The 21,546-nt window shown below is 70.3% G+C and carries 21 protein-coding genes and 1 pseudogene; 11 read left to right on the top strand and 11 right to left on the bottom strand.

Annotated features, from left to right (window positions below; genetic code table 11):
* Positions 1-110: 110 nt before the first annotated feature.
* Together AC3A4E_RS00730 and AC3A4E_RS00725 are read left to right on the top strand one after the other, a co-directional pair.
* On the top strand, positions 111-815 hold the full coding sequence (locus tag AC3A4E_RS00730) for an SDR family oxidoreductase (protein ID WP_487629671.1): 705 nt from the start codon (positions 111-113) through the stop codon (positions 813-815).
* 34 nt (positions 816-849) lie between these two features.
* Positions 850-1,338 carry a tRNA (cytidine(34)-2'-O)-methyltransferase gene (locus AC3A4E_RS00725; protein ID WP_487629670.1) on the top strand — a complete coding sequence of 163 codons (489 nt, stop codon included), beginning with the start codon at positions 850-852 and terminating at the stop codon, positions 1,336-1,338.
* An 18-nt stretch (positions 1,339-1,356) separates the two neighbouring features.
* Here AC3A4E_RS00725 and AC3A4E_RS00720 read toward each other — a convergent pair whose 3' ends face one another.
* The gene (locus AC3A4E_RS00720; RefSeq protein WP_487629669.1) at positions 1,357-3,075 is read right to left on the bottom strand and encodes a M28 family metallopeptidase; all 1,719 of its coding nucleotides are present in this window, start codon (positions 3,073-3,075) and stop codon (positions 1,357-1,359) included.
* A 99-nt stretch (positions 3,076-3,174) separates the two neighbouring features.
* Here AC3A4E_RS00720 and AC3A4E_RS00715 point away from each other — a divergent pair, with 99 nt between their 5' ends.
* Positions 3,175-3,615, top strand: a complete 441-nt coding sequence (locus tag AC3A4E_RS00715; RefSeq protein WP_487629668.1) for an I78 family peptidase inhibitor — start codon at positions 3,175-3,177, stop codon at positions 3,613-3,615.
* A gap of 85 nt (positions 3,616-3,700) precedes the next feature.
* Here AC3A4E_RS00715 and AC3A4E_RS00710 read toward each other — a convergent pair whose 3' ends face one another.
* The 5 genes from AC3A4E_RS00710 to radC all read right to left on the bottom strand — a co-directional run bounded on the left by AC3A4E_RS00710 (position 3,701) and on the right by radC (position 7,595).
* Positions 3,701-3,928 (bottom strand): hypothetical protein, encoded by a 228-nt coding sequence (locus AC3A4E_RS00710; protein WP_487629667.1) that lies wholly within the window; start codon positions 3,926-3,928, stop codon positions 3,701-3,703.
* Positions 3,929-3,992: 64 nt separating this feature from the next.
* Positions 3,993-4,799, bottom strand: coding sequence for a hypothetical protein (locus AC3A4E_RS00705; protein ID WP_487629666.1), 807 nt, complete (start codon positions 4,797-4,799; stop codon positions 3,993-3,995).
* 255 nt (positions 4,800-5,054) lie between these two features.
* Complete coding sequence (locus AC3A4E_RS00700) at positions 5,055-6,320, bottom strand: lytic murein transglycosylase (protein ID WP_487629665.1); 1,266 nt, start codon at positions 6,318-6,320, stop codon at positions 5,055-5,057.
* An 88-nt stretch (positions 6,321-6,408) separates the two neighbouring features.
* Positions 6,409-6,807: a YchJ family protein gene (locus AC3A4E_RS00695; protein WP_487629664.1), complete on the bottom strand. Its 399-nt coding sequence runs from the start codon at positions 6,805-6,807 to the stop codon at positions 6,409-6,411.
* 113 nt (positions 6,808-6,920) lie between these two features.
* Positions 6,921-7,595, bottom strand: coding sequence for a RadC family protein (radC, locus tag AC3A4E_RS00690; RefSeq protein WP_487629663.1), 675 nt, complete (start codon positions 7,593-7,595; stop codon positions 6,921-6,923).
* A 172-nt stretch (positions 7,596-7,767) separates the two neighbouring features.
* Between radC and coaBC the strand changes: the two are divergent.
* From coaBC to AC3A4E_RS00670, 4 genes and pseudogenes are all read left to right on the top strand, one after another.
* Positions 7,768-8,981: pseudogene (gene coaBC, locus AC3A4E_RS00685) on the top strand (bifunctional phosphopantothenoylcysteine decarboxylase/phosphopantothenate--cysteine ligase CoaBC).
* Positions 8,981-9,439 (top strand): dUTP diphosphatase, encoded by a 459-nt coding sequence (gene dut / locus AC3A4E_RS00680; RefSeq protein ID WP_487629662.1) that lies wholly within the window; start codon positions 8,981-8,983, stop codon positions 9,437-9,439. Before coaBC ends, dut begins: the two are co-directional and overlap by 1 nt.
* A gap of 13 nt (positions 9,440-9,452) precedes the next feature.
* Complete coding sequence (locus tag AC3A4E_RS00675) at positions 9,453-11,777, top strand: phosphomannomutase/phosphoglucomutase (RefSeq protein WP_487629661.1); 2,325 nt, start codon at positions 9,453-9,455, stop codon at positions 11,775-11,777.
* Between the two features lie 287 nt (positions 11,778-12,064).
* A complete protein-coding gene (locus AC3A4E_RS00670) occupies positions 12,065-12,943 on the top strand; it encodes a DNA ligase (RefSeq protein ID WP_487629660.1) in 879 nt (292 codons plus the stop codon).
* 28 nt (positions 12,944-12,971) lie between these two features.
* On the opposite strand, the gene AC3A4E_RS00665 is transcribed toward AC3A4E_RS00670, so the two are convergent.
* A complete protein-coding gene (locus tag AC3A4E_RS00665) occupies positions 12,972-14,219 on the bottom strand; it encodes a murein hydrolase activator EnvC family protein (RefSeq protein WP_487629659.1) in 1,248 nt (415 codons plus the stop codon).
* Positions 14,220-14,221: 2 nt separating this feature from the next.
* Positions 14,222-15,772: a 2,3-bisphosphoglycerate-independent phosphoglycerate mutase gene (gene gpmI, locus AC3A4E_RS00660; RefSeq protein WP_487629658.1), complete on the bottom strand. Its 1,551-nt coding sequence runs from the start codon at positions 15,770-15,772 to the stop codon at positions 14,222-14,224.
* A 105-nt stretch (positions 15,773-15,877) separates the two neighbouring features.
* Between gpmI and AC3A4E_RS00655 the strand changes: the two genes are divergently transcribed.
* Entirely contained in the window at positions 15,878-16,621 is a 744-nt protein-coding gene (locus AC3A4E_RS00655) for a DUF4097 family beta strand repeat-containing protein (RefSeq protein WP_487629657.1), read from the top strand.
* 77 nt (positions 16,622-16,698) lie between these two features.
* Here AC3A4E_RS00655 and AC3A4E_RS00650 read toward each other — a convergent pair whose 3' ends face one another.
* A complete protein-coding gene (locus AC3A4E_RS00650; RefSeq protein ID WP_487629656.1) occupies positions 16,699-17,094 on the bottom strand; it encodes a hypothetical protein in 396 nt (131 codons plus the stop codon).
* A gap of 2 nt (positions 17,095-17,096) precedes the next feature.
* A complete protein-coding gene (locus AC3A4E_RS00645; protein ID WP_487629655.1) occupies positions 17,097-17,909 on the bottom strand; it encodes a metallopeptidase domain-containing protein in 813 nt (270 codons plus the stop codon).
* A gap of 150 nt (positions 17,910-18,059) precedes the next feature.
* On the opposite strand from AC3A4E_RS00645, the gene AC3A4E_RS00640 reads away from it, so the two are divergent.
* The 3 genes from AC3A4E_RS00640 (at position 18,060) to AC3A4E_RS00630 (ending at position 20,951) form a co-directional block, all read left to right on the top strand.
* Entirely contained in the window at positions 18,060-19,754 is a 1,695-nt protein-coding gene (locus tag AC3A4E_RS00640; RefSeq protein ID WP_487629654.1) for a M28 family metallopeptidase, read from the top strand.
* A gap of 172 nt (positions 19,755-19,926) precedes the next feature.
* A complete protein-coding gene (locus tag AC3A4E_RS00635) occupies positions 19,927-20,322 on the top strand; it encodes an MAPEG family protein (RefSeq protein ID WP_487629653.1) in 396 nt (131 codons plus the stop codon).
* On the top strand, positions 20,319-20,951 hold the full coding sequence (locus tag AC3A4E_RS00630) for an HAD-IB family hydrolase (protein ID WP_487629652.1): 633 nt from the start codon (positions 20,319-20,321) through the stop codon (positions 20,949-20,951). The genes AC3A4E_RS00635 and AC3A4E_RS00630 overlap by 4 nt, the downstream gene beginning before the upstream one ends.
* 156 nt (positions 20,952-21,107) lie before the next feature.
* Here AC3A4E_RS00630 and AC3A4E_RS00625 read toward each other — a convergent pair whose 3' ends face one another.
* A complete protein-coding gene (locus tag AC3A4E_RS00625) occupies positions 21,108-21,515 on the bottom strand; it encodes a hypothetical protein (protein WP_487629651.1) in 408 nt (135 codons plus the stop codon).
* Between the last annotated feature and the right edge of the window lie 31 nt (positions 21,516-21,546).

Below are 21,546 nucleotides of genomic sequence, written 5' to 3'. Positions count from 1 at the left end.
GCCATCGTAGCCAGCCCCGCGGGCGCGCCGCACGGGCCGCAGGTCATGGTCTCCGGACCCGTCACGGCGTGGGCGCTAGATTCGACGGCCCGCCTTCGAGGAGACCCCTGATGACCGACTGGACCCTGGTGACCGGTGCCAACCGCGGCCTCGGCCTCGAATTCGTCCGTCAGCTGCTGGCCGACGGCGCCCGGGTGGTGGCGACCTGCCGCCAGCCCGGCAAGGCGACCGCACTCAACAATCTCGCTGCCGAGCACCCCGGCCACCTGAAGGTGCTGCCGCTCGATGTCGGCGACGCCCGCTCGCGCGACGAGCTGGTCCGGGAGTGGCCGCTGGCCGCCGGTGACGATGCGCGCATCGCGGTGCTGATCAACAACGCGGGCGTGCTGCACAGCGGCGAGCGCTTCGGCACGCTGAGCGCCGACACGCTCGACGACAGCCTGCGCACCAACGTTACCGGCCCGCTGTTGCTGACCCAGACGCTGGCGCCGCTGCTCGTCGACGGCGCGCGTGTCGCCAACCTGTCCTCGCAACTCGGGTCGATCGCCAACACCGGGCGCTTCGGCACGCCGAGCTACGCGATCAGCAAGGCCGCACAGAACATGGCGACCGTGCAGCTGGCGCATGCGCTGCGCGAGCGCGGCATCGTCGTCGTCGCCCTGCATCCGGGCTGGGTGCAGACCGACATGGGCGGCGCCCAGGCCAGCGAAGTGCCCGGGGATTCGGTCGCCGGCCTGCGCAAGGTCATCGACGGTCTCGGGCCGGACGACAGTGGCCGCTTCCTCGACTGGACCGGCGCGACGCTGCCCTGGTGACCGACAATGGCCGGCCCGCAGCCCGGTCCGGCCCATGTTCGACGTCATCCTGCACACGCCCGAGATTCCGCCCAACACCGGCAACGTGATCCGCCTGTGCGCCAACACCGGCGCGCGGCTGCATCTGGTGCGGCCGCTGGGTTTCGACCTCGACGACCGCAACCTGCGCCGCGCCGGCCTCGACTACCACGAGTACGCGACGCTGCAGGTCCATGACGATCTCGATGCCGCACTCGCGGCGATCCAGCCGGCGCGCCTGTTCGCATTGAGCACGCGCAACAGCGTCCGCTTCGATGCGCCTGTGTTCGCGCCGGGCGATGCCTTCCTGTTCGGCAGCGAGACCCGCGGCCTGCCGGACGAGGTCCTCGCCCGCGTACCAGACGGCCAGCGCCTGCGTCTGCCGATGCGGCCCGGCAACCGCAGCCTCAACCTGTCGAACGCGGTCGCGGTGGTGGTCTTCGAAGCGTGGCGGCAGCACGCGTTCGCGGGTGCGGCGGACCTGTCTCCGGGACCGCCGGCCTGACGCCGTCCGGCATGCGGCTCAGCGTGCGGGTGTCACCCGCGCCGCATCGCTCGCCACCCGCCGCGCATTGAACTCGCTGTCCGCATCCCACGCCGGCCAGCCGTCGCCGTTGGCGAGGGCGTCGGCAAGGCGGTAGACGGTGCGGGTGTCGGCGGTCGGGCCGGCCATGTCCCAGCTGTCGTCGAATGCATCCCCGGGCTGGTGGTAGCGGTGGGCGAAATAATCGGCGCGCGCGGCCTTGCCGCCTTCGACGCCGCCGTCGAGCTGGTCCATGCCGGGGCCGATCGTGATCGCCGGCACCCCGGCCTGCGCGAACGCGAAATGGTCGGCGCGGTAGAACAGGCCGGCTTCGAGGTTCGGATCCGGTGACCAGCCGCGGCCATCGACCGCGGCCGCCGTTGCGAGATCGCGTTCCAGCGACACGCGGCCCTTGCCCCAGGACGAGATGTCGTGCGTCTCCCCGTCCGGGCTCCACATTTCCATGTTGAGCACCGCCGCCGTGGTCTCCAGCGGACGCAACGGATTGGCCGCGTAGTAGGTCGCGCCGAGCAGGCCGTTCTCTTCTGCCGTCAGCGCGATGAACTGCAGCGTGCGCGCCGGACGCGGGCCGGCGGCGAAGACGCGGGCGAGTTCGATCATCGAGGCGATCGCGGTGGCGTTGTCGACCGCGCCGTTGATGATGGCGTCGCCGCTGTCGTCGGGTTCGCCCACGCCGAAGCTGTCCCAGTGACCGGACAGGATCACCGTCTCGTCGGGACGCGACGCGCCCGGCAGCACGCCGACGACGTTGTGGCTGATCACGCGGTCGCGCTTGACCGCGAATGCGAGATCGAGCGTGGCATCGCCCAGCGCGCCGCCCTGGAAGCCGTGCTGCTGCGCGCGACGCTTCTCGGCATCGAAGTCGAGCCCGGCGTCGGCGAACAGCTGCTCGGCCACGCCGCGCTGGATCCAGCCGCGCATCGGCAGGTGATGGGATTCCGCGTCGGCGCGAACGATGTCGTACTGCGGGCCGGCGCGGCCGTTGCGCACCGTCGCCCACGGATACGAGGCCGGCTCGGTCTCGTGCACGATCAGCACGCCGGCTGCGCCGCGCTTCGCGGCCTCTTCGTACTTGTAGGTCCAGCGGCCGTACCAGGTCAGCGCGCGACCACCGAAGCGGCCGGGCTCGGCGGCCTCGAAATCCGGATCGTTGATCAGCACGACGACGACCTTGCCGGCGACATCGAGCCCGGCGTAATCGTCCCAGTCGAGTTCCGGCGCGGTGATGCCATAGCCGGCGAATACCAGCGGCGTGGCCGACAGATCGACGCCCGTGCCCGGACGCAGGGTTTCGACCGCGATGTCGTCGCCATTGGCCAGCGCGCGCGTGGCGCCGCCGACGTGCAGCTGCGCCGTCACCGGACCGTCGATGACGCTGCGTTCCAGCGTGACCGCCTGGGTCCAGCCGCCCGCGTCGCCGCCGGGTTCGAGGCCTGCTTCCGCGAACTGCGTGCTGATGTAATCGGCCGTCAGGCGCTCGCCTTCGGTGGTCGGCGCACGGCCTTCGAATTGATCGGACGCCAGCACCGACAGATGCCGGGCGAGGTTGTCGGACCGGATGCCACCGCCGGGAATCTCCGGTGCCGTCGTGGCTGCGGCGGGCGCGCCGCTGGCCTCGGGCGCGGCCGGCGTCGACAGCTGGCAGGCCGCAAGCAGCAGCGTGCAGGACAGGGCGGACAGTCGGGACGATCGGCGCATCGGCGGGTCCGGCAATGGGCGGACCATGATGCCGCAAGTGGTCGCAGCCCCCGTCGATTGGCTACAGTGACGGCCGGTTCCCCCATCCAGGAGCACTCGATGTCCCGTCGTTTCCGCGTTGCGCCGCCGTGTCTGCTGGCAGCCGCCCTCGTTCCCCTGCTGGCCCTGTCGGCCTGCTCGCCTGCGCCCGAAGAAGGTTTCGAGGAAGAACAGCCTGCAGCGACGCCGGCCGATGCCGACACCGGTGCCGGCTCCGCCATCGAAACCGAGACCGCCCGGGCGGAGATCGGCGAGAACGTACCCGAAGCCGCCGCACCGGCCGGCGAGCCGGGCGCGACGCCTTGCGACACCGAGGCGGTGCAGGGCCTGATCGGCACCCAGGGCAGCGAAACCGTCTACGCCAAGGCGGCGCAGGACGCGGGTGCCCAGGCGCATCGCGCGCTGGGTCCCACCGACATGGCGACGATGGATTTCCGGCCTGACCGCCTGAACATCGATCTCGACGAGAGCGGCAAGATCACCGGCTTCCGCTGCGGCTGATCCGGTCCGTCAGCTGCAGACACCAGAACGCCCGGCATTGTGCCGGGCGTTCTGCGTTGCGGGCCACGGGCGCCCAGGCCGTCGATCAGCGATCGTCGCGCGTGCGCTTGAAGTCGACCGGCTGGCCGTCCTGGTGGCTGCTCCAACGGCCGCTGGCATCGCGCTCGCAATCGCGCGACACCGGCTCGCCCGGCTGACTGGGTCGACTCATGCACAGCGGGTTGGCGTCGACCGCGGCGTGGTTGTCGCGATATTCGTAGGAACCGCAGCCCGCGAGCAGCAGGGCCGCGCCGGCGATGACCGGAATGCGCATGCGTCGTCTCCGTTGCGATGGAAATCCGACGATCGCAGATCACGCCAGGCGTCGCAAACGCGCCTCAGCGGCGGCTGGCGACCAGCCGGGTGACGTCGACCGCGAGCTGTTCGACGGCGTCGCCGAACCGGCCGTGGCCGCCGCCGGCATAGGCACCCTGCCCGCTGGACAGCGTGCCCGCGATGCCGCTGGCGACGTCGCGGGCCTGGCCGAGCTGGCCGCCCAGTGCACCGTCGATGGCGGTCGCCGCCTGGGCCGCGCTGGCGAAGTCGCCGCGGGTAACGCCGTCCATCACGCCGCGCGCGGCCGCCTGCACGTCGCTCAGCGACCGTGCGATCGCACCGATGTCACCGATGTCCGGGGTCCGGCCATTGGTCAGCGCACCGCTGGCCAGTCCGGACAGCGCCTCCTGCACCGACACGTTGGCACCCGGGATGCGCCCGGTCAGCTGGTCGATCGCGATGTTCGCCAGCGGCTGCATCGCCGCGGGCAGGTTGTCGGCTACCGCGCCGCGGGCGGCTTCGCCCAGGCTGCCCCCGACGAGACCGTTGACCACCCCCATCACCGCGCCCGGCAGGCCGCCGGTGAGCATGCCGACGACAGCGGCGCCCACGATGCCCTGCAGGTCCCTGGCATCGATGCCCAGCGCATTGGCGAGGCCCTCGAGTGCGTTGTCGAGTCCGAGTGCATCGGTCGCGGTGCCCAGTGCATTGCTGATCGCCGCGCCGAGCGTGTCCACCGCCGCATCCACCGCGCTGCCCAGTGCATCGCTGGCCGCGCCGAGGGCGTCGCTGGCCGACGAGGCGGCATCCGATGCGCCGTTGTTGCCACCACCGCCGACGCCGCCTGCGCCGTCGCTTCCATTGCTCATGGGCTGCTCCAGGGAGAGGATCCTGCGCTGACCCTGGACGCGCTGCCGGCGCGGCACCAGCTGGTGCAGACCCGAGGTCGGCCGGAAACGTGCGCGGCGTCACCGTTGTCTGGTGGATACGGTCCCGAGGCGCGGCCTCACCGGCGTGCCGGCGCTGCCGGGCATCCTGATGCGCTGCGGTTCCTGTGCGTGCCGGAGACGCCGCTGCGGGGCCGCTAACGGAAAACGCAGCAGCGGGCGCGCGCCGGCGGTGGCTCAGCGACCGGCTTTCAGGGCGTCCAGGATGCGGACGCCTGCACGACCATCGTCCGGCTTCAGGCCGATCCGTTGCTGTTCGGCCTGGATCGCCCGCCGGCTCGCGGTGCCTATCATGCCGTCGACCTCGCCGATCGCGTGCCCACGTGCGAGCAGCAGGGTCTGCAGTTCGCGGCGCTGCGCGCGCGACAGGCCCGGGTCGTCGGTCGGCCACGGCGTCTGCAGGCCGCTGCCACCGCGCAGGCGGTCGGCCAGCGTGGCGATCGCCAGCGCATAACTCTCCGCCGCGTTGTAGGAGAAAATCGCGTCGTAGTTGCTGAAAACGATGAAGGCGGGGCCTCGGGCGCCGGTCGGCACGAGGATGGCGGCCTGTGTATTGCCGGCCGGCAACGCACCGCCGTCGACGCGGGTGATGCCGCGTGCGGTCCAGTCGGCTACGGTCCGGCGGCTGGTGCGGCCGGCCTGCGCGGTGTCGAAACCGGCCGGCAGCTTGATCTCGTAGCCCCAGGGCTGCCCCGTCTTCCACCCGGCACGCGAACGCTTGAGGTAGTTCGCGGTCGACGCCAGCGCGTCCGGAATGCTGTCGACCAGATCACGGCGGCCGTCGCCGTCGAAGTCGACCGCGATGCGCGCGTAGGTGCTCGGCATGAACTGGGTATGCCCGAACGCGCCGGCCCAGGAGCCGGTGGTGTCGCGGTTCTGCAGATCGCCGTCGTGCATCAGCTTGAGCAGGGCAACGAACTCGCTGCGGAAGAACGGCTGGCGGCGGCCGTTGCAGGCCAGCGTCGCCAGCGACACACGCAGCGGCCGCTTGCCGGAGATGCGGCCGTAGTCGCTCTCCACGCCCCAGATCGCGACCACGGTTTCGGCGTCGACGCCGTACTGCGCGGCCACGCGATCGAGCAGCGCGCGATGCTCGACCAGACGCGCGCGTCCATCGGCCACGCGTTCGTCATCGACGAGACCGGCGAGGTAATCCCACAGCGGCGTGGTGAATTCGGGCTGCGAATCGAGCAGCGGCAGCACCGTCATGTCCGGTGTCACGTCGGCGAGCTGGTCGAACGCCGCCTGCGGAATGCCGGCCTTGGCTGCATCGCCGCGCATACCGGTGATGCAGCGCGCGAACGCGGCGGCGTCATGGGTCGGGGCCGCGGCGGGCGCCGGCGTCGCGGGCACCTGCGCGGCGGCGCCGCCTGCGCACAGCAGCAGGCCGGACAGCGAGAGGCGTGCGGGATTGGAGAGACGATGCGTCGGGAAACGGGACATGCGGACAGCCTGCGCGAGCGAGGCGACCACTGTGCACGAGCCGGCGTGGCCGGCGCATCCCTGCGCCGGCGCCGGTTTCACCGTGCGCTCAGCCGATGTCGCCATCCACGTAGAACCAGCGCCCGTCCTCGCGCACGAAGCGGCTGCGCTCGCGCATACGCACCACACTGCCGCCGCCGATGCGGTACTTGGCGACAAAGGCGACTTCGGCGTGGTCGGCATCGAGGATGTCGTGCGCCTTGACCTCCAGACCCAGCCAGGCCGGTTGCGGAGCCTCGAAGCCGAGATCGTCCGGACGCGTCGAGGCGTGCCAGCTCGCGCGCAGATAGTCCGCGTCGCGCTGCACGTAGGCGACGTAGCGCGAACGCATCAGTGCTTCGGCATCCGGCGCGGCGGCGCCGTCATGCAGCGGTTCGCAGCAGTCGGCATAAGGGCGTGCACGGCCGCAGGGACACGGTGCAGCGGGATCGATGGAGGTTGTCGGCATCGCGCCAGTGTGCGGTTGCGCACGCGAGTCGCCAATCGCCGCGTGCTTTGAACATCCGCGCGGTGCGATCCGCATTTCGATCCGGCGGCGCCCTCGATGCGCGCGCTGTCGCCTCAGACCCAGCCGCGTGCCGCCAGCGATACCGCCGCGCCGTCGCCGACGACGAAATGGTCGAGCAGCCGTACGTCGACCAGTGACAGTGCCTGCTTGAGCTGCGCGGTGACCGCGCGATCGGCGGCACTCGGCTCACGGCTGCCGCTGGGATGGTTGTGACCGACGATCACCGCCGCCGCGTTGTGCGCCAGCGCGCGACGCACCACTTCGCGCGGATGGACCTCGGCGCCGTCGATCGTGCCGCGGAACAGTTCCTCGAACGCCAGCGCGCGGTGCCTGCTGTCGAGGAACAGCACCGCGAACACCTCGTGCGCGAAGCCACGCAGGCGCTGCGAGAAGTACCGGCCTGCGGCGGAGGGGTCGGTCATCGCCTCGCCGCGTGCGAGGTCGGCGGCGAGCACGCGGTTGCCGAGTTCCAGCGCCGCCGTCAGCGCGCAGGCCCGCGCGGGGCCGAGGCCCGGCAGCGCGGCGAGCCCGGCGGCGCCGCGTTCGATCAGCGTGCGCAGGGGGCCGTGTGCCGCGAGCAGCTGGCGTGCGGTCGTCACCGCGTCCTGTCCGCGCAGGCCCGAGCCGAGAAAGATCGCCAGCAGTTCGGCATCCGACAGCGCACCCGCGCCCTGACCCAGCAGTTTTTCGCGGGGGCGTTCGCCGGCCGGCCATTCGCGGATGTGCATGGGATGTCCCGGAAGGACGCCGGTGCGGGCGCACGTCCCAGGGGAAGGACTGCGCCGTCGCCCGCACCGGCGAGACCTGCATTCCAACCCGGGCAGGCCCGGTCGGGCAGCCGGTCACCGGCATCGCTTCGGGTAAGCTGTCGGCCGGTTTTCCGGTAGGACTCCGCCGACGATGGGCGCCGTATCGACCCCGCTGCACGGGCAGCGCATCCTGCTGTGCGTATGCGGTGGCATCGCCGCCTACAAGGCTGCGGACCTCGTCCGCCGTCTGCGCGATGCCGGCGCCGAAGTCCGCGTGGCGATGACCGAGAGTGCGCAGCACTTCGTGTCCGCGACGACCTTCCAGGCCGTCTCGCACAACGCCGTGCGCACGACGTTGTGGGACCCGGGTGCGGAAGCCGCGATGGGCCACATCGAGCTCGCGCGCTGGGCGACCCGAGTGGTCGTGGCGCCGGCGACGGCGAACACGCTCGCCAAGCTCGCGAATGGCTTCGCCGACAACCTCGTGACCACCCTGTGCCTGGCGACAACGGCGCCGCTGACCGTGTGCCCGGCGATGAACCACCGCATGTGGCTGCACCCTGCAACGCAGGCGAACATCGCGCTGTTGCGCGAGCGCGGTGCGCAGGTGATCGGCCCCGAGGACGGTCCGCTCGCGGAAGGCGAATCCGGCCCCGGCCGCCTCGCCGAGCCGCAGGCGATCGTGGCCGCGTTGCCCGTATGAGCACCGCCCTCACCGGACGCCGCGTGCTGGTCACCGCCGGTCCGACCTACGAGGATCTCGATCCGGTCCGGTTCCTCGGCAACCGCAGCAGCGGCAAGATGGGCTTCGCGATCGCCGCGGCCGCGCAGCGCGCAGGCGCCGACGTGGTGCTGGTCGCCGGGCCGGTGCATCTGCCGACGCCCGACGGCGTGCATCGCATCGATGTGCGCTCGGCCGCGCAGATGCATGCCGCCGTGTTCGACGCGCTGCCGGCCGACCTCTACATCGGCGCCGCCGCGGTCGCGGACTTCACCCCGGCGCAGGTCGCCCCGTCGAAGATCAAGAAGCGGCCGGGCGAAGACGGTCTGGATCTGCACCTGGTGCGCACCCGCGACATCCTCGCCGACGTCGCCAGTGCGGATCCGCGTCCGCAGCTCGTCGTCGGCTTCGCCGCCGAGACCGACGACGTCGATGCCAACGCGCGCGGCAAGCTCGTCGCCAAGCGCGTCGACCTGATCGCCGCCAACCGTGTCGGCATCGCCGGCAGCGGCTTCGAAGGCGACGACAACACGCTGCTGGTGCACGACGCCGCGGGCCAGGTACAGCTCGGGCCCGCCTCCAAGGCCGAGATCGCGGACCGCCTGGTCGCGCTGGTCGCGGCCCGCCTCCGACAGGACCCCTGATGTCGCACATTCTCGATATCCGCGTGCTCGACGCACGCTTCGGCCAGCAGTGGCCGCTGCCGGCCTATGCCACCGCGGGCAGCGCCGGTCTCGACCTGCGCGCCGCGCTGGACGAACCGCTGACCCTGCTGCCCGGCGACGTGTCGCTGGTGCCGTCGGGCCTGGCGATCCACATCGGCGATCCGGGCCTGTGCGCCATGGTGCTGCCGCGCTCGGGCCTGGGTCACAAGCACGGCATCGTGCTCGGCAATGGCACGGGTCTGATCGATGCCGATTACCAGGGGCCGCTGATGATCAGCGTCTGGCATCGTGGCAAGGACGCCTTCACCATCGAGCCCGGCGACCGGATCGCGCAGCTTGTCCTGCTGCCGGTCGTGCGGGCGACGCTGAATGTGGTGGATACTTTCGTCGAAACCGCACGCGGGGCCGGGGGGTTCGGTCACTCGGGGGTGCGTTGAGGGGGAGTTGCAGATGAGCGACAAGGAATCGCGACAGACGGCGTTGTGGGCGCAGCTGCAGCGGGCGGCACCATTGCTGGCGCTCATGCTGGCGCTGCTGGCGGTCTGGTTCGCCTGGAGCGGCTGGCAGCAGTTCCACGGCGAACGCCGCACCGGTGCCACCGAACGCGAACGCGATACCGCGGTCGCGGCGACGCAGCGTGCGCTGCAGGCCGAACTCGTCCGCATGGAGACGCGACTGGCGGACCCGGCGGTCCAGAGCGCGCTGGCGGCGGATGATCTGGCGGCGGCCGGCACTGCGCTGGCGGCCGACTGGCCACAGGTCGAACGCGTGGACATCTATGCGCCGGACCTGCAGCAGGCCTATGCCGCGCTCGAGAGCCGCGGCTTCGGCCGCGTCGGCGCGCTCGAGGATGCCTACATCAAGGACAGCGCGGTGCTGACCGTCGCCCAGGTGGAGGCGGCGCCCCGCTTGCTGGTGGCGGCGCCAGCGCGCGTGGACGACCGCCTGGTCGGCATCGCCCTCGCCCAGTTGCCGGTCTCGCATGCAACCGCAGGCATCGACGCGGCCGCCGTGGATGGCGCCGTGTATCTCGCCCTGCGCCAGGGCGGCCACACCCTGGTCGCGCGCGGCGACACGGGTCTGGAGAAGGTGGCCGAGCGCATGGGCAAGCCCGTGCCCGGGACGCCGCTCCGCGTGGCGGCGGCCGTCCCACGGGTCGGTGATGCGCCGATGGGCCTGGGTGCGATTCCGCTGCTGGCCGGTGCCGGCCTGTTCCTGCTGCTCGCGGTGCTGGCCTGGCGCCTGCCGCGCGGTCCGGGCCGCGCCACCGCGGCGGAAGACACCACGCCGACGTTCGCCGATTCGCTGCGCAGCGCGACACCCGAGGGCGCCGTCGCCGACGCGCCGCCCGTGCCGGTGCGCACCGACACGCCGAAGAAGAAAGCGGCCCCTGCCTCGGTGGTGCTCGACCCGTCGATCTTCCGTGCCTACGACATCCGCGGCGTGGTCGGGCAGACGCTCGACACCGGCGTGGCCGAACTGATCGGCCAGGCCGTCGGTTCGCTGATGCAGGAGCAGGACCTGGCCGACATCGTCGTCGGCCGTGACGGTCGCCTGTCGGGCCCGGATCTGGTCGCCGGCCTCGTGGCCGGCCTGCGCAAGACCGGCCGCAACGTCATCGACATCGGCATGGCGCCGACGCCGGTGGTGTACTTCGGCGCCTATCACCTGCGCACCGGCTGCTGCATCTCGGTGACCGGCAGCCACAACCCGGCCGATTACAACGGGTTCAAGATCGTGGTCGGTGGCGAGACGCTGTCGGGCGATGCGATCACCGACCTGCACGCGCGTATCGCCGATGACCGCCTGCACCAGGCCGCCCAGCCGGGTAGCGTGTCCGAACGCGACATCGGCGAGGACTACGTCCGCCGCATCGCCGAGGACATCCAGATCGCCCGGCCGCTGAAGGTCGTCGTCGATGCCGGCAACGGCGTTGCCGGTGAACTCGGTCCGCGCGTGCTCGAGGCCATCGGCGCCGAAGTGGTGCCGCTGTACTGCGACATCGATGGTGCGTTCCCCAATCACCATCCCGACCCGAGCGAGCCGCAGAACCTCGAAGACCTCATCAGCACCGTGCAGCGCTTCGATGCGGACCTGGGCATTGCCTTCGATGGCGATGGCGACCGTCTCGGCGTGGTCACGCGGGACGGCGAGAACATCTACGCCGACCGCCTGCTGATGCTGTTCGCGGCCGACGTGCTGGAGCGCAACCCGGGCGCGATGATCGTGTTCGACGTGAAGTGCACCGGCCGCCTGCCGGGCCACGTGCTGCGCCACGGCGGCAGCCCGCTGATGTGGAAGACCGGGCATTCGCTGATCAAGGCCAAGATGCGCGAGACCGGTGCGGAACTGGCCGGCGAGATGAGTGGCCATTTCTTCTTCGCCGAGCGCTGGTACGGCTTCGATGACGGCATCTATGCCGCTGCCCGCCTGCTCGAGATCCTGGCGCTGGACGACGATCCCTCGGCGGTGCTCAAGGCGCTGCCCAACGGCGTGTCGACGCCCGAGATCAAGGTGCCGGCACCGAACGGCGACCCGCACGCGTTCGTCGCCCGCGTGCAGGCCGAGTCCGCGTTCGACGGCGCGCGCCTGTCGACCATCGACGGCGTGCGTGCCGACTGGCCGGACGGCTGGGGTCTGGTCCGCGCATCGAACACCACGCCGGTGCTCGTGCTGCGCTTCGATGCCGACAGTCGCGATGCACTGGTGCGCATCCAGCAGACCTTCCGCGAACAGCTGCTGGCGATCGATCCGGGCCTGGCGCTGCCGTTCTAGGCGCTGTCTTCGACGATCAGTCGAAGACAGCGTGGTCCCGCCCTTTCCAGTGGGCGGGATCACCATCGACAGACGTCGGCCGGGTCCCGCGGTGATCCGGTCGACGTCCGCTGCCGGCGCCTTCCAACGTGACCGGAGGCACTCGGCAGCAGTCCCGCGGACGTGATCGCAGCCGGCCTTCCGACAGCGCAGCAGGCGCCCTGCCGACGATGCATCGTGCCGTCCGGCGATCGAGCTGCGCGCGTGCGCACCGCACTCTGGCCATCTCTCCGCGCCGGAGTCCGCCGATGCGGGTCCATCGTCCCCTCTGCCATCCGATCGCTGCACTGCTGATCCTGCTGCTGTGCTTCGTCGCGGTTCCGCTCCCGGCCTCGACGCCAGCGCCGCCTGCACTGATGCTGGCACGCGACCTGGGCGCATCGCAGATCGACGTGCCGGCGTACTACGTCAGCGAAAAACTCGACGGCGTCCGCGCCCGCTGGGACGGCCGCGCGCTGTGGACCCGCGGCGGCCACCGCATCGCCGTGCCGTCCGGGTTCGTCGCAGGCTGGCCGGACACGCCGATGGATGGCGAGCTGTGGATCGCGCGCGAACAGTTCGACATCGCCAGCGGCATCGTCCGCAGTCACGGCGCCGACCCGGCGGCGTGGGCGCGCATGCGCTTCATGCTGTTCGACCTGCCGGCGCACCCGGGCACGTTCTCCGAGCGTGTCGACGCGATGCGCGCCATGGTCGCCGCCGCGGCGCATCCGCAATTGCGGATGGTCGAACAGACACGGCTCGCGTCACGCGCCGCGCTCGATGCCCGGCTGGCGCAGGTGGTGGCCGACGGCGGCGAAGGCCTGATGCTGCACCACGCGCAGGCCCGCTATACCGGCGGCCGCAGCAGCGCGCTGCTCAAGCTCAAACCGCATGACGACGCCGAGGCCCGCGTCGTCGCGCATGCGCCGGGACAGGGCAAGTACGCCGGCATGCTGGGCGCACTGGTGGTCGAGCACCACGACGGTCGCCGCTTCCGCATCGGCACGGGCTTCAGCGATGCGCAGCGCGCGGACCCGCCTGCGCCGGGCAGCTGGGTCACCTATCGCCACAACGGACTGACATCGACCGGGCTGCCGCGTTTCGCCCGTTTCCTGCGTGTCCGCGACGACATGCCGCCGCCGTAAGCCGGTGACGCAGGCCTCGCGCCCGGTCTCAGCGTCGCTGCAGCCAGGTGCTGGGATTGACCGGCGTGCCGTTCTGGCGCAGTTCGAAATACAGGCCGCTGCGGCCCTGGCCGCCGGAGCTGCCGACACTGGAGACGGTATCGCCGCGGCGCACGCTGTTGCCGACGCTCTTGAGCAGGCCGTCGTTGTGCGCATACAGGCTCATGTAGCCGTTGCCGTGATCGACGATGAGCAGCATGCCGTAGCCGGTCATCCACTCGGCGAACACCACGGTGCCGTCGGCCACGGCCTTCACCGGCGTCCCGGCGGGCGCGCCGATCAGGATGCCGGTACTGCTGCGCCCGTCGGGCAGCTTGCCGCCGTAGGCGGTCAGCAGGCTGCCGCTGACCGGCCAGCCAAGGCCACCGACCTGCGGGGCGGCATTGCGCGCGACCTGGGTGGGTGGACGCGGCGGTGGACGCGGGCGCCCCGCGGCCGTGGCCTCGCGTGCTTCCCGCGCCTCGCGTTCGCGGGCTGCAGCCGCCGCTGCACGACGTTCGGCCTCGGCGCGACGTGCCGCTTCGCGGAGCTGGGTGAGCACACGTTCCAGGGACCGCGCGTCACGCCCCAGAGCCTGCTCGCGCGCGCTGCGGTCGTTGAAGCGGGATTCGATGCCCTTGACCGCCTCGGCACGCTGGCCGCGATCGGTTTCGACCTTCGCCAGCTGTGTGCGCTGTTCGACCTGCGTGGCCTCCAGCGCGGCACGGCGGTCCTGGATGGCGGCTTCGATGCCGTCCAGTTCCTGCACCTCCGCACGCAGTTCGGCGATGCGGGTGCTGCGCTGGTCCTGCAGGTACCGGTGGTAGGTCAGCAGACGCCCGGCATCGGCGACCCGGTCCTGCGCGAGCATCAGCTTGAGCGCCGCTTCGTCGCCGACCGTGTAGGCGGCGCGCACCAGGGCAGCCAGCTCCTGGCGGCGTGTCTCGACGGTCGACTCCAGTTCGACCCGGCGCGCCTGCAGCCGTTCGAGCGCGATCTGTTCCTCGGCCAGCTTGACCCGGGTTTCGCGCAGCGCGCGCGTCGACGCTGCGACCTGCTCGTCGGCCGTGCGCAGATCGCGTGCAGCAGCGCCGCGCTGGCCTTCGAGTCGACGGCGCTCGCTGGCGACATCGCGCAGTTCCTTGCGCACGCGCTCGAGGCGGCGCTCGGTCTCGCGGCTGTTCTGCGCCGCGGCGTCGAGCACGGGCAGCGCCGCGACGAGCAGCGCGACCAGCAGCAGCGCGCGGCCGCGGGACATGTTCAGCCGGCGGCCTGCAGCAGGCTGCGGCCGGTCATCTCGGCCGGCTGTTCGACGCCGATCAGATCGAGGATCGTCGGCGCGAGATCGCGCAGTGCACCGCCGCTCCGCAACGGCACATCGCGACTGCCGACGTAGATCAGATCCACCGGGCCGACGGTGTGCGAGGTGTGCGGCTCGCCGGTTTCCGGGTCGCGCATCATTTCGACGTTGCCGTGGTCGGCGGTCACCAGCAGTTCGCCGCCCTGCTCGCGCACGGCCGCGACGATCTCGCCGACTGCCCTGTCGACCGTTTCCACGGCCTTGATCGCCGCGGCCAGCACGCCGGTGTGGCCGACCATGTCCGGATTGGCGAAGTTGCAGATCACCACATCGAAGCGCTGGTCGCGCACGGCCTGCACGAGCTTGTCGCAGACTTCGGGCGCGCTCATTTCCGGCTGCAGGTCGTAGGTCGCGACCTTGGGGCTCGGCACCAGGATGCGGTCTTCGCCCGGATAAGGATCCTCGCGGCCGCCGCTCATGAAGAACGTCACGTGCGCGTACTTCTCGGTCTCAGCGATGCGCAGCTGGGTCAGACCGTTCGCGCCGAGCACTTCGCCCAGCGTGTTCGGCAGGTTGTCGGGCGCGAATGCGAGCGGCGCCGGCAGACGCGCGTCGTATTCGGTCAGGCAGACGAAACGCGCGAGCTGCGGACGACGCGCCTCGAATCCGGCGAATGCGGGATCGACGAACGCGGCCGTCAGCTGGCGTGCGCGGTCGGCGCGGAAATTCATGAAGACGACCGCGTCGCCATCGGCCATCGGCGCGGCGCCGTCGATCACGGTCGGCAGCACGAACTCGTCGTTCTCGTCGCGCGCATAGGCGGCCTGCAGTGCGGCAACCGCATCGGGCGCGTGGTGCGGCGATGTCGCATCGACGATCGCATCCCAGGCCAGGCGCACACGCTCCCAGCGATTGTCGCGGTCCATCGCGTAGTAACGGCCGGACACGCTGGCGACGTGCGCATTGCCGAGGGCGGCGCAGTGATCCTGCAGCGCGCGCAGGCTGGGTCCGGCCGAACGCGGCGGCATGTCGCGGCCATCGGTGAAGGCATGCACGGCGACGCGGGCGACGCCGCGCTTGGCGGCGAGGTCGAGCATCGCCGCCAGATGCGCTTCGTGGCTGTGCACGCCGCCGGGCGACAGCAGGCCCATGACGTGCAGCGTGCCGCCGTTGCCGCGCACCGCATCGCAGGCGGCCAGCAGCTCGGCGTTGTCGAAGAAGCTGCCGTCCTCGATCGCCGCGTCGATGCGGGTCAGGTCCTGGTAGACGATGCGGCCGGCACCGATGTTCATGTGGCCGACTTCGGAATTGCCCATCTGTCCGTCCGGCAGGCCGACGTGGCGGCCCTCGGTATGAATCAGTGTGGACGGGTGCTCGGCCAGCAGGCGGCGCCAGTTGGGGATGTCGGCGAGTGCCAGCGCGTTGTCGCGCGGATCGTCGCGGTGCCCCCAGCCATCGAGGATCAGCAGGACGACGGGGCGCGGACGGGGAGAGCTGGCGGCGTGCGGCACGACGATCGACCCAGTGACCAAAGACAGATGCGATTGTAGCGAAGCGGAGGCAAGCTTCCCGTCGACGGCCTCCGGGCCGCCCATCCCCATCAAGAGGTCACGGCCATGTCCACCGCCCACGCGCGCTTCGCTTCCGCTCCCCTGCTGCTTGCAGTCTCACTCGCGCTGGCGACCGGTGGTGCATTCGCGCAGGAGGACATCTCCAAGGTCAACGGCGGTGTCCAGGCCGAGGCCGGCCAGACCTACCGCGACCTGAGCACGGTCAATGGCGGCATCCGCATCGGCGATGGCGCCACGGCACGCGACGTGGAAACCGTGAACGGCGGTATCCGCGGTGGTGACGGCGTCTCGCTGGAGGACGTGGAAACCGTCAATGGCGGCATCACCCTCGGCACGCGGGCACAGGCCAAGTCGCTGACCACCGTCAACGGCGGCATCCGCGTCGGCACCGAGGCGAAGATCGGCGGCAACGTCGAGAGCGTCAGTGGCGGTCTCTTCATCGACCGCGGTGGCCGCATCGACGGCAACGTCTCGACAGTCAATGGCGCGATCGGCCTGGTCGGCACCGAAATCACCGGCGACGTGAAAACGGTCAATGGCGACGTCACCATCGGCACCGGCTCGCACGTGCGCGGCAGGCTGGTGATCGACAAGCCCTCGTCGAACTGGTTCCCGGTGACGATCAGCCGCCGCAACCCGCGCGTGATCATCGGGCCGGATGCGGTCGTCGACGGTGCGCTGGAGTTCAAGCGCGAAGTCACCCTGTACGTCCACACCAGCGCGCGGACCGGCACGATCACCGGTGCGACCGCAGTGCCCTACGACAGCGCGCGGGCGCCGCAGGAGTAGGACACGTCGGCGGATGACCGGACAGGCGGAAGCCCTCTCCGCAACCGGTGCGTGCGCCGGTCGCCGCACGCGGACCGCTACTCGCGGAACAGCGGCTCCAGACTGGAGCGCGACAGCGGCACGAACCGGTACCGCCGTTCGCCGTACCGCAGGGTGACCTCGTAGTCCTGCGGGTTCTGCCACAGGGCATCGTCGATCGGGGCGGGTGCACCCCCGTCCCGTTTCGCCACATTGACCATCAGCGGGGGCGCTCCGCCCTGCTGCTGACTGGCGAGGAACGCGTCGATCTGCTGTCGCTGTTCCGCAGCCGAGGTCGCCGCGGTGACCCGGGTCCATGCGGTGTCGGCTGCTGCATCGTGCTTCATCTCGTCTCCGCTACGTCCGCTGCCACAGGCGCTCGACAGCAGGCCGGCCGTCAGCAGGCACCCCGCGAGTGCGATCCGGATGGTGCTGCGCTGGAGATCGGCCGGCATGATCAGTTGTTCCGGTTGACCCACGCTTCCACGAGATCCATGTGCCGGTCACGCACGTCCATGCCGGTGTGCATGATGCTGTCGGTGTCGTTCTGCGCCTCGGGACCACCGTTGCCATTGTATTCGTCGGGCAGGCCGATCATGTGGCCGAACTCGTGGGCCGCACCGACCTGCGGATCGCTGGCGCCCTTGTTCACCGGATTGACGTCCTCGCTGTCGAAGCGCCCGGTGTTCTGGCCGGGCACGACGTAACTCTGGTTGAAGCCGCCTGCGTCGATTCTGACGACCTCGATGCTCCAGTTCTCGCTGGTGTCGAGCACGTCGCGTACGCCGCCGAAGAAGCCCCCCGGGCGTTCGACCACGTCGAGGTTGATGTCCAGTGTGATCTGCTCGCCGTTGTCGTCGGTGAACGTATGGCCGTCCCAGGCGGCCTCGACCGCCGCCGTGTAGTCGTCGATGAACTGCTGCTTCTCCGCCGCGGTCCATTGCTGCCCGTCCGGGCCTTCGGTGAAGTCGAATTCGATCTTCATGTCGAGTTCGAGGGTGAAGCTGCCGTCCGGCTCGCGGTACAGCTGCACGTCGTAAGCATCGCGCACGCCGCCGGCGGTGACACTGTCTTCCGAGGCCACCAGTTCGCGTTCGCCGGAGGCGGTCGCTGCGGCGCCCGCAATCGCGCCGAGCATGCGGCCGACGCCTTCCGACACCGATGTCCGGTCACTGGCGGAAGGCAGCGCCGGGGATGGTCCGGTCTGCGACAGCGACGCTGCCGACCAGGCGTGCAGTTCCGGGGTGCGGGATGAGATGGCGTCCAGCATGGCAGGCCTCGATCGCGTAGATGCGTGTGTGTATCCGGACGCTGCGCCCGATCCGCACCGCAGCCAAGCTGGGGCGCACCCGAGGGTGCCGGGCGCCTCTGGCTGAACGCACGTATAGTGCGGCCTCCACGATTTTCCGGAGATTCCAGGATGCGCAAACCCCTTCTGCTGCTGGCGCTGCCGGCTGCGCTGGTGCTCGCCGCGTGCGGCGACAAGACCGCCGCGCCGGATGCGGCAACGCCCGACGCCCAGGCTGCACACACGTTCTCGCCCGACATCACCGCCGGCGATTTCGGCGAAATGGTGCGCGTGCTGGCGTCCGACGAGTTCGAAGGACGTGCGCCCGGTACCGCCGGCGAAGACAGGACGGTCGAGTACATCAAGGCCCAGTTCGAGCGCATCGGCCTGCAGCCGGGCGGCGACAACAACGACTGGTACCAGACGGTGCCGATGGTCGAGACCACCGCCGATCCGTCGACCGTGCTGCGCCTGCGCAACAGTGCCGGCGAGCGTGAGCTGAAGTTCGGCGACGAGATGGTGATCGGTACGCGTACCGGCCAGACCGAGATCAATGTCGCCGACAGCGAACTGGTGTTCGTCGGTTACGGCGTCGATGCGCCGGAGCAGAACTGGAACGATTACGCCGGCCTCGACCTCAAGGGCAAGACCGTCGTGATGCTGGTCAACGACCCGGGCTTCCACGCCAACGATGCGACGCTGTTCGACGGCGAAAAGATGACCTACTACGGTCGCTGGACGTACAAGTTCGAAGAAGCCGCGCGCAAGGGTGCGGTGGCCGCGCTGATCATCCACGACACACCCGGTGCCTCGTACGGCTGGGATGTGGTCAAGAATTCCTGGTCGGGTGCGCAGTTCGATCTGCGTACCGAGGACGATCCCGAACCGCGCCTGCCGGCACAGGGCTGGATCTCCGGCGAAGTGGCCAAGCAGCTGTTCGCCGAAGCCGGCCTCGATCTCGACGAGCAGATCCAGGCCGCCAACGTGCGCGGCTTCAAGCCGGTACCGCTCGACGCGACGATCGGCTTCGATCTCAAGAGCACGATCGAAGAGAAGAGCTCGCGCAACGTGATCGGCATCCTGCCCGGCACCGGGACGCCGGAAGAGGCGATCCTCTATCTCGCGCACTGGGATCACCTGGGCAAGCACGAGGGTGAGGGCGACACGATCTACAACGGTGCGATCGACAACGCGACCGGCGTGGCCGGCATCATCGAGATCGCCGAGAAGTTCGCCACCACCGAACCCAAGCCGAAGCGTTCGCTGGTGTTCCTGGCGGTCACGCTCGAGGAATCGGGCCTGCTGGGCAGCAAGTACTACGTGGCGCAGCCGAGTATCGGTCTGGCGCAGACGGTGGGCGTGATCAACCTCGACGCGATGAGCGTCGCCGGTCCCTCGCGTGACTTCGTCGTCACCGGCAAGGGCAACTCGGAACTCGAGGACATCCTCAAGACCCATGCCGACCAGCAGAACCGCACGCTGGTGGAAGAAGGCAACACGGCCGGCGGTTTCTACTTCCGCTCCGATCACTTCAACTTCGCCAAGGCCGGCGTGCCGGCGCTGTATGCGAAGGGCGGCAACGATCTCGTCGACGGCGGCACTGCGGCGGGCAAGGCTGCGACCGACGACTACGCGACGCGCTATCACCAGCCCAGCGACGAGTACAACCCGGACTGGAACCTCGAAGGCGTCGTGCAGGATCTCGAGGCGCTGTACGGCGTTGGCCGCACGCTCGCCGATGGCGACCAGTGGCCGAACTGGTACGAGGGCAATCCGTTCAAGGCCGCGCGTGACGACATGCGCAGCGAGGCGGGCGGCGCGCCGTAAGGCGGTCATGCTGCACGCGTGATGCAGGGGCGGCGGTCTTCGGACCGCCGCCTTTTTGTTGGAACACGGCGGCTGGATCGACGCCGGCGCCAGCGTGCCGTCGGCGCACGGAAACGGCGGGCTCGGCTACGATGCGCAGCCATCCGATGGACCGGAAACCGGAGCTGCCTGCATGTCGCTGTCCACCGCCTACTGGTGTGTCCTCATCGTCGCGCTCCTGCCCTACCTGTGGGTGGCCGTCGCCAAGGCATCCGCGCCGCGGTACGACAACCGGGATCCGCGCGGCTGGGTCGCGCGACAGGACCGTCCGCGTCTCAAGCGTGCCTACAACGCCCATCTCAATGCGCTGGAGGCGTTCGCACCGTTTGCGGCCGGCGTCGTGCTGGCCCAGTTGGCAGACGTCGCGCACGCACGCATCGCGGCACTGGCGATCGCCTTCGTCGGACTGCGCCTGCTGCACGGCGTCGCCTATGTCGCCGACCTCGCGTGGTTGCGCAGCGCGGCGTGGTTCGGCGCGATCGGCTGCGTCGTCGCGTTGCTGGCACAGGCCGCGATGTCGGTCGCATGAGCGCGGCCGCGCCGGCACAGACGCGTCCGGTGCTGGCGCTGTTCGACTTCGACGGCACCCTCACCACGCGCGAGACGCTGCCCGATTTCCTCCGGTTCGCGACGCCGCCGCAACGGCTGCGCCTGGGCACGCCGCTGTTCGCGCTGCCGGTGCTGGCCTACAGGCTGAAGCTGCTGCCGGTGCATGTCCTGCGCAGGCTGCTCGTCCGCTTCGCCTTCGGTGGCCTGCCGCGTGCGGCCGTGGAAGAGGCGGGCCGACGCTTTGCCGCCACGGTCCTGCCGGCGCTGGTGCGGCCTGACATGCAGGCGAGGATCGACGCCCATCGCGCGCACGGGGATACGGTCGTGGTCGTCTCGGGTGGTTTCGACGTATATCTCGCGCCCTGGTGCGAAGCGCAGGGTGTCGACCTGCTGTGCTCGCAGCTGGAGACACGCGCCGGACACCTGACCGGTCGTTACGCCGGCCCGCAATGCGTGGCGGACGAGAAAGTCAGGCGCGTGCGCGAACGCTACGACCTGGCGGCCTATCGCGAAGTGCATGCACACGGCGATACGCACGAAGACCATGCCCTGCTCGCGCTCGCGCAGGTGGCGACCTACCGCGGCACGGCATGGCCGGTGCCCGGGTAGCGAATCGAGTCACCTTGCTGGCGACGGACAAAGAAAAGCCGCCCGCCCTGGAGAGGGGCGGACGGCAACTGGGACCGGCTCTGGAGAGAGAGTGCGCGAGGCGTCGACGTCATCGACGTCGAACCGGTCACACGGGCACAGCGTGATTCGTATCGATCAGGTACCGCGTGTGGTGCCATCACCTTCGACCGGCGGCGTTGCCGGCGGTGTGGTGGTCGGATCGGTCGGCGGCTGCGTCATCGGATCCGTGGGCGGCGGCATGGTCGGGTCCGTCGGGGTCGGCGAGGCCGGATCGGTCGGCGGCGGATTCATCGGATCCGTCGACGGGTCGACCGGCGGCGTCGCGGGGTCGTTCATCGGTGCCGGATCCGTCGGCGGAATGTCCGTCGGCGGCGGATCGTTGCTGCAGGCGGTGAACGCGAAAGCCATCGCGGCCGCCAGCGGAAGCGCAATACGTCGCATCGGATAACTCCTCGGGTGAATGTTGAGTCGCAGTGTCGGCCCGCCGGTGTATGCCTGATGTCGTTCAAAGCGTGGAATTTCCGTTATCTGCGAAGTCGACACTGCTGTCGTTCAAGGACGTGGCGCGCGCGTG

Source organism: Luteimonas sp. Soil_N_1 (genome assembly GCF_057656255.1).
This window is presented reverse-complemented; position numbering and strand designations above follow the sequence as displayed.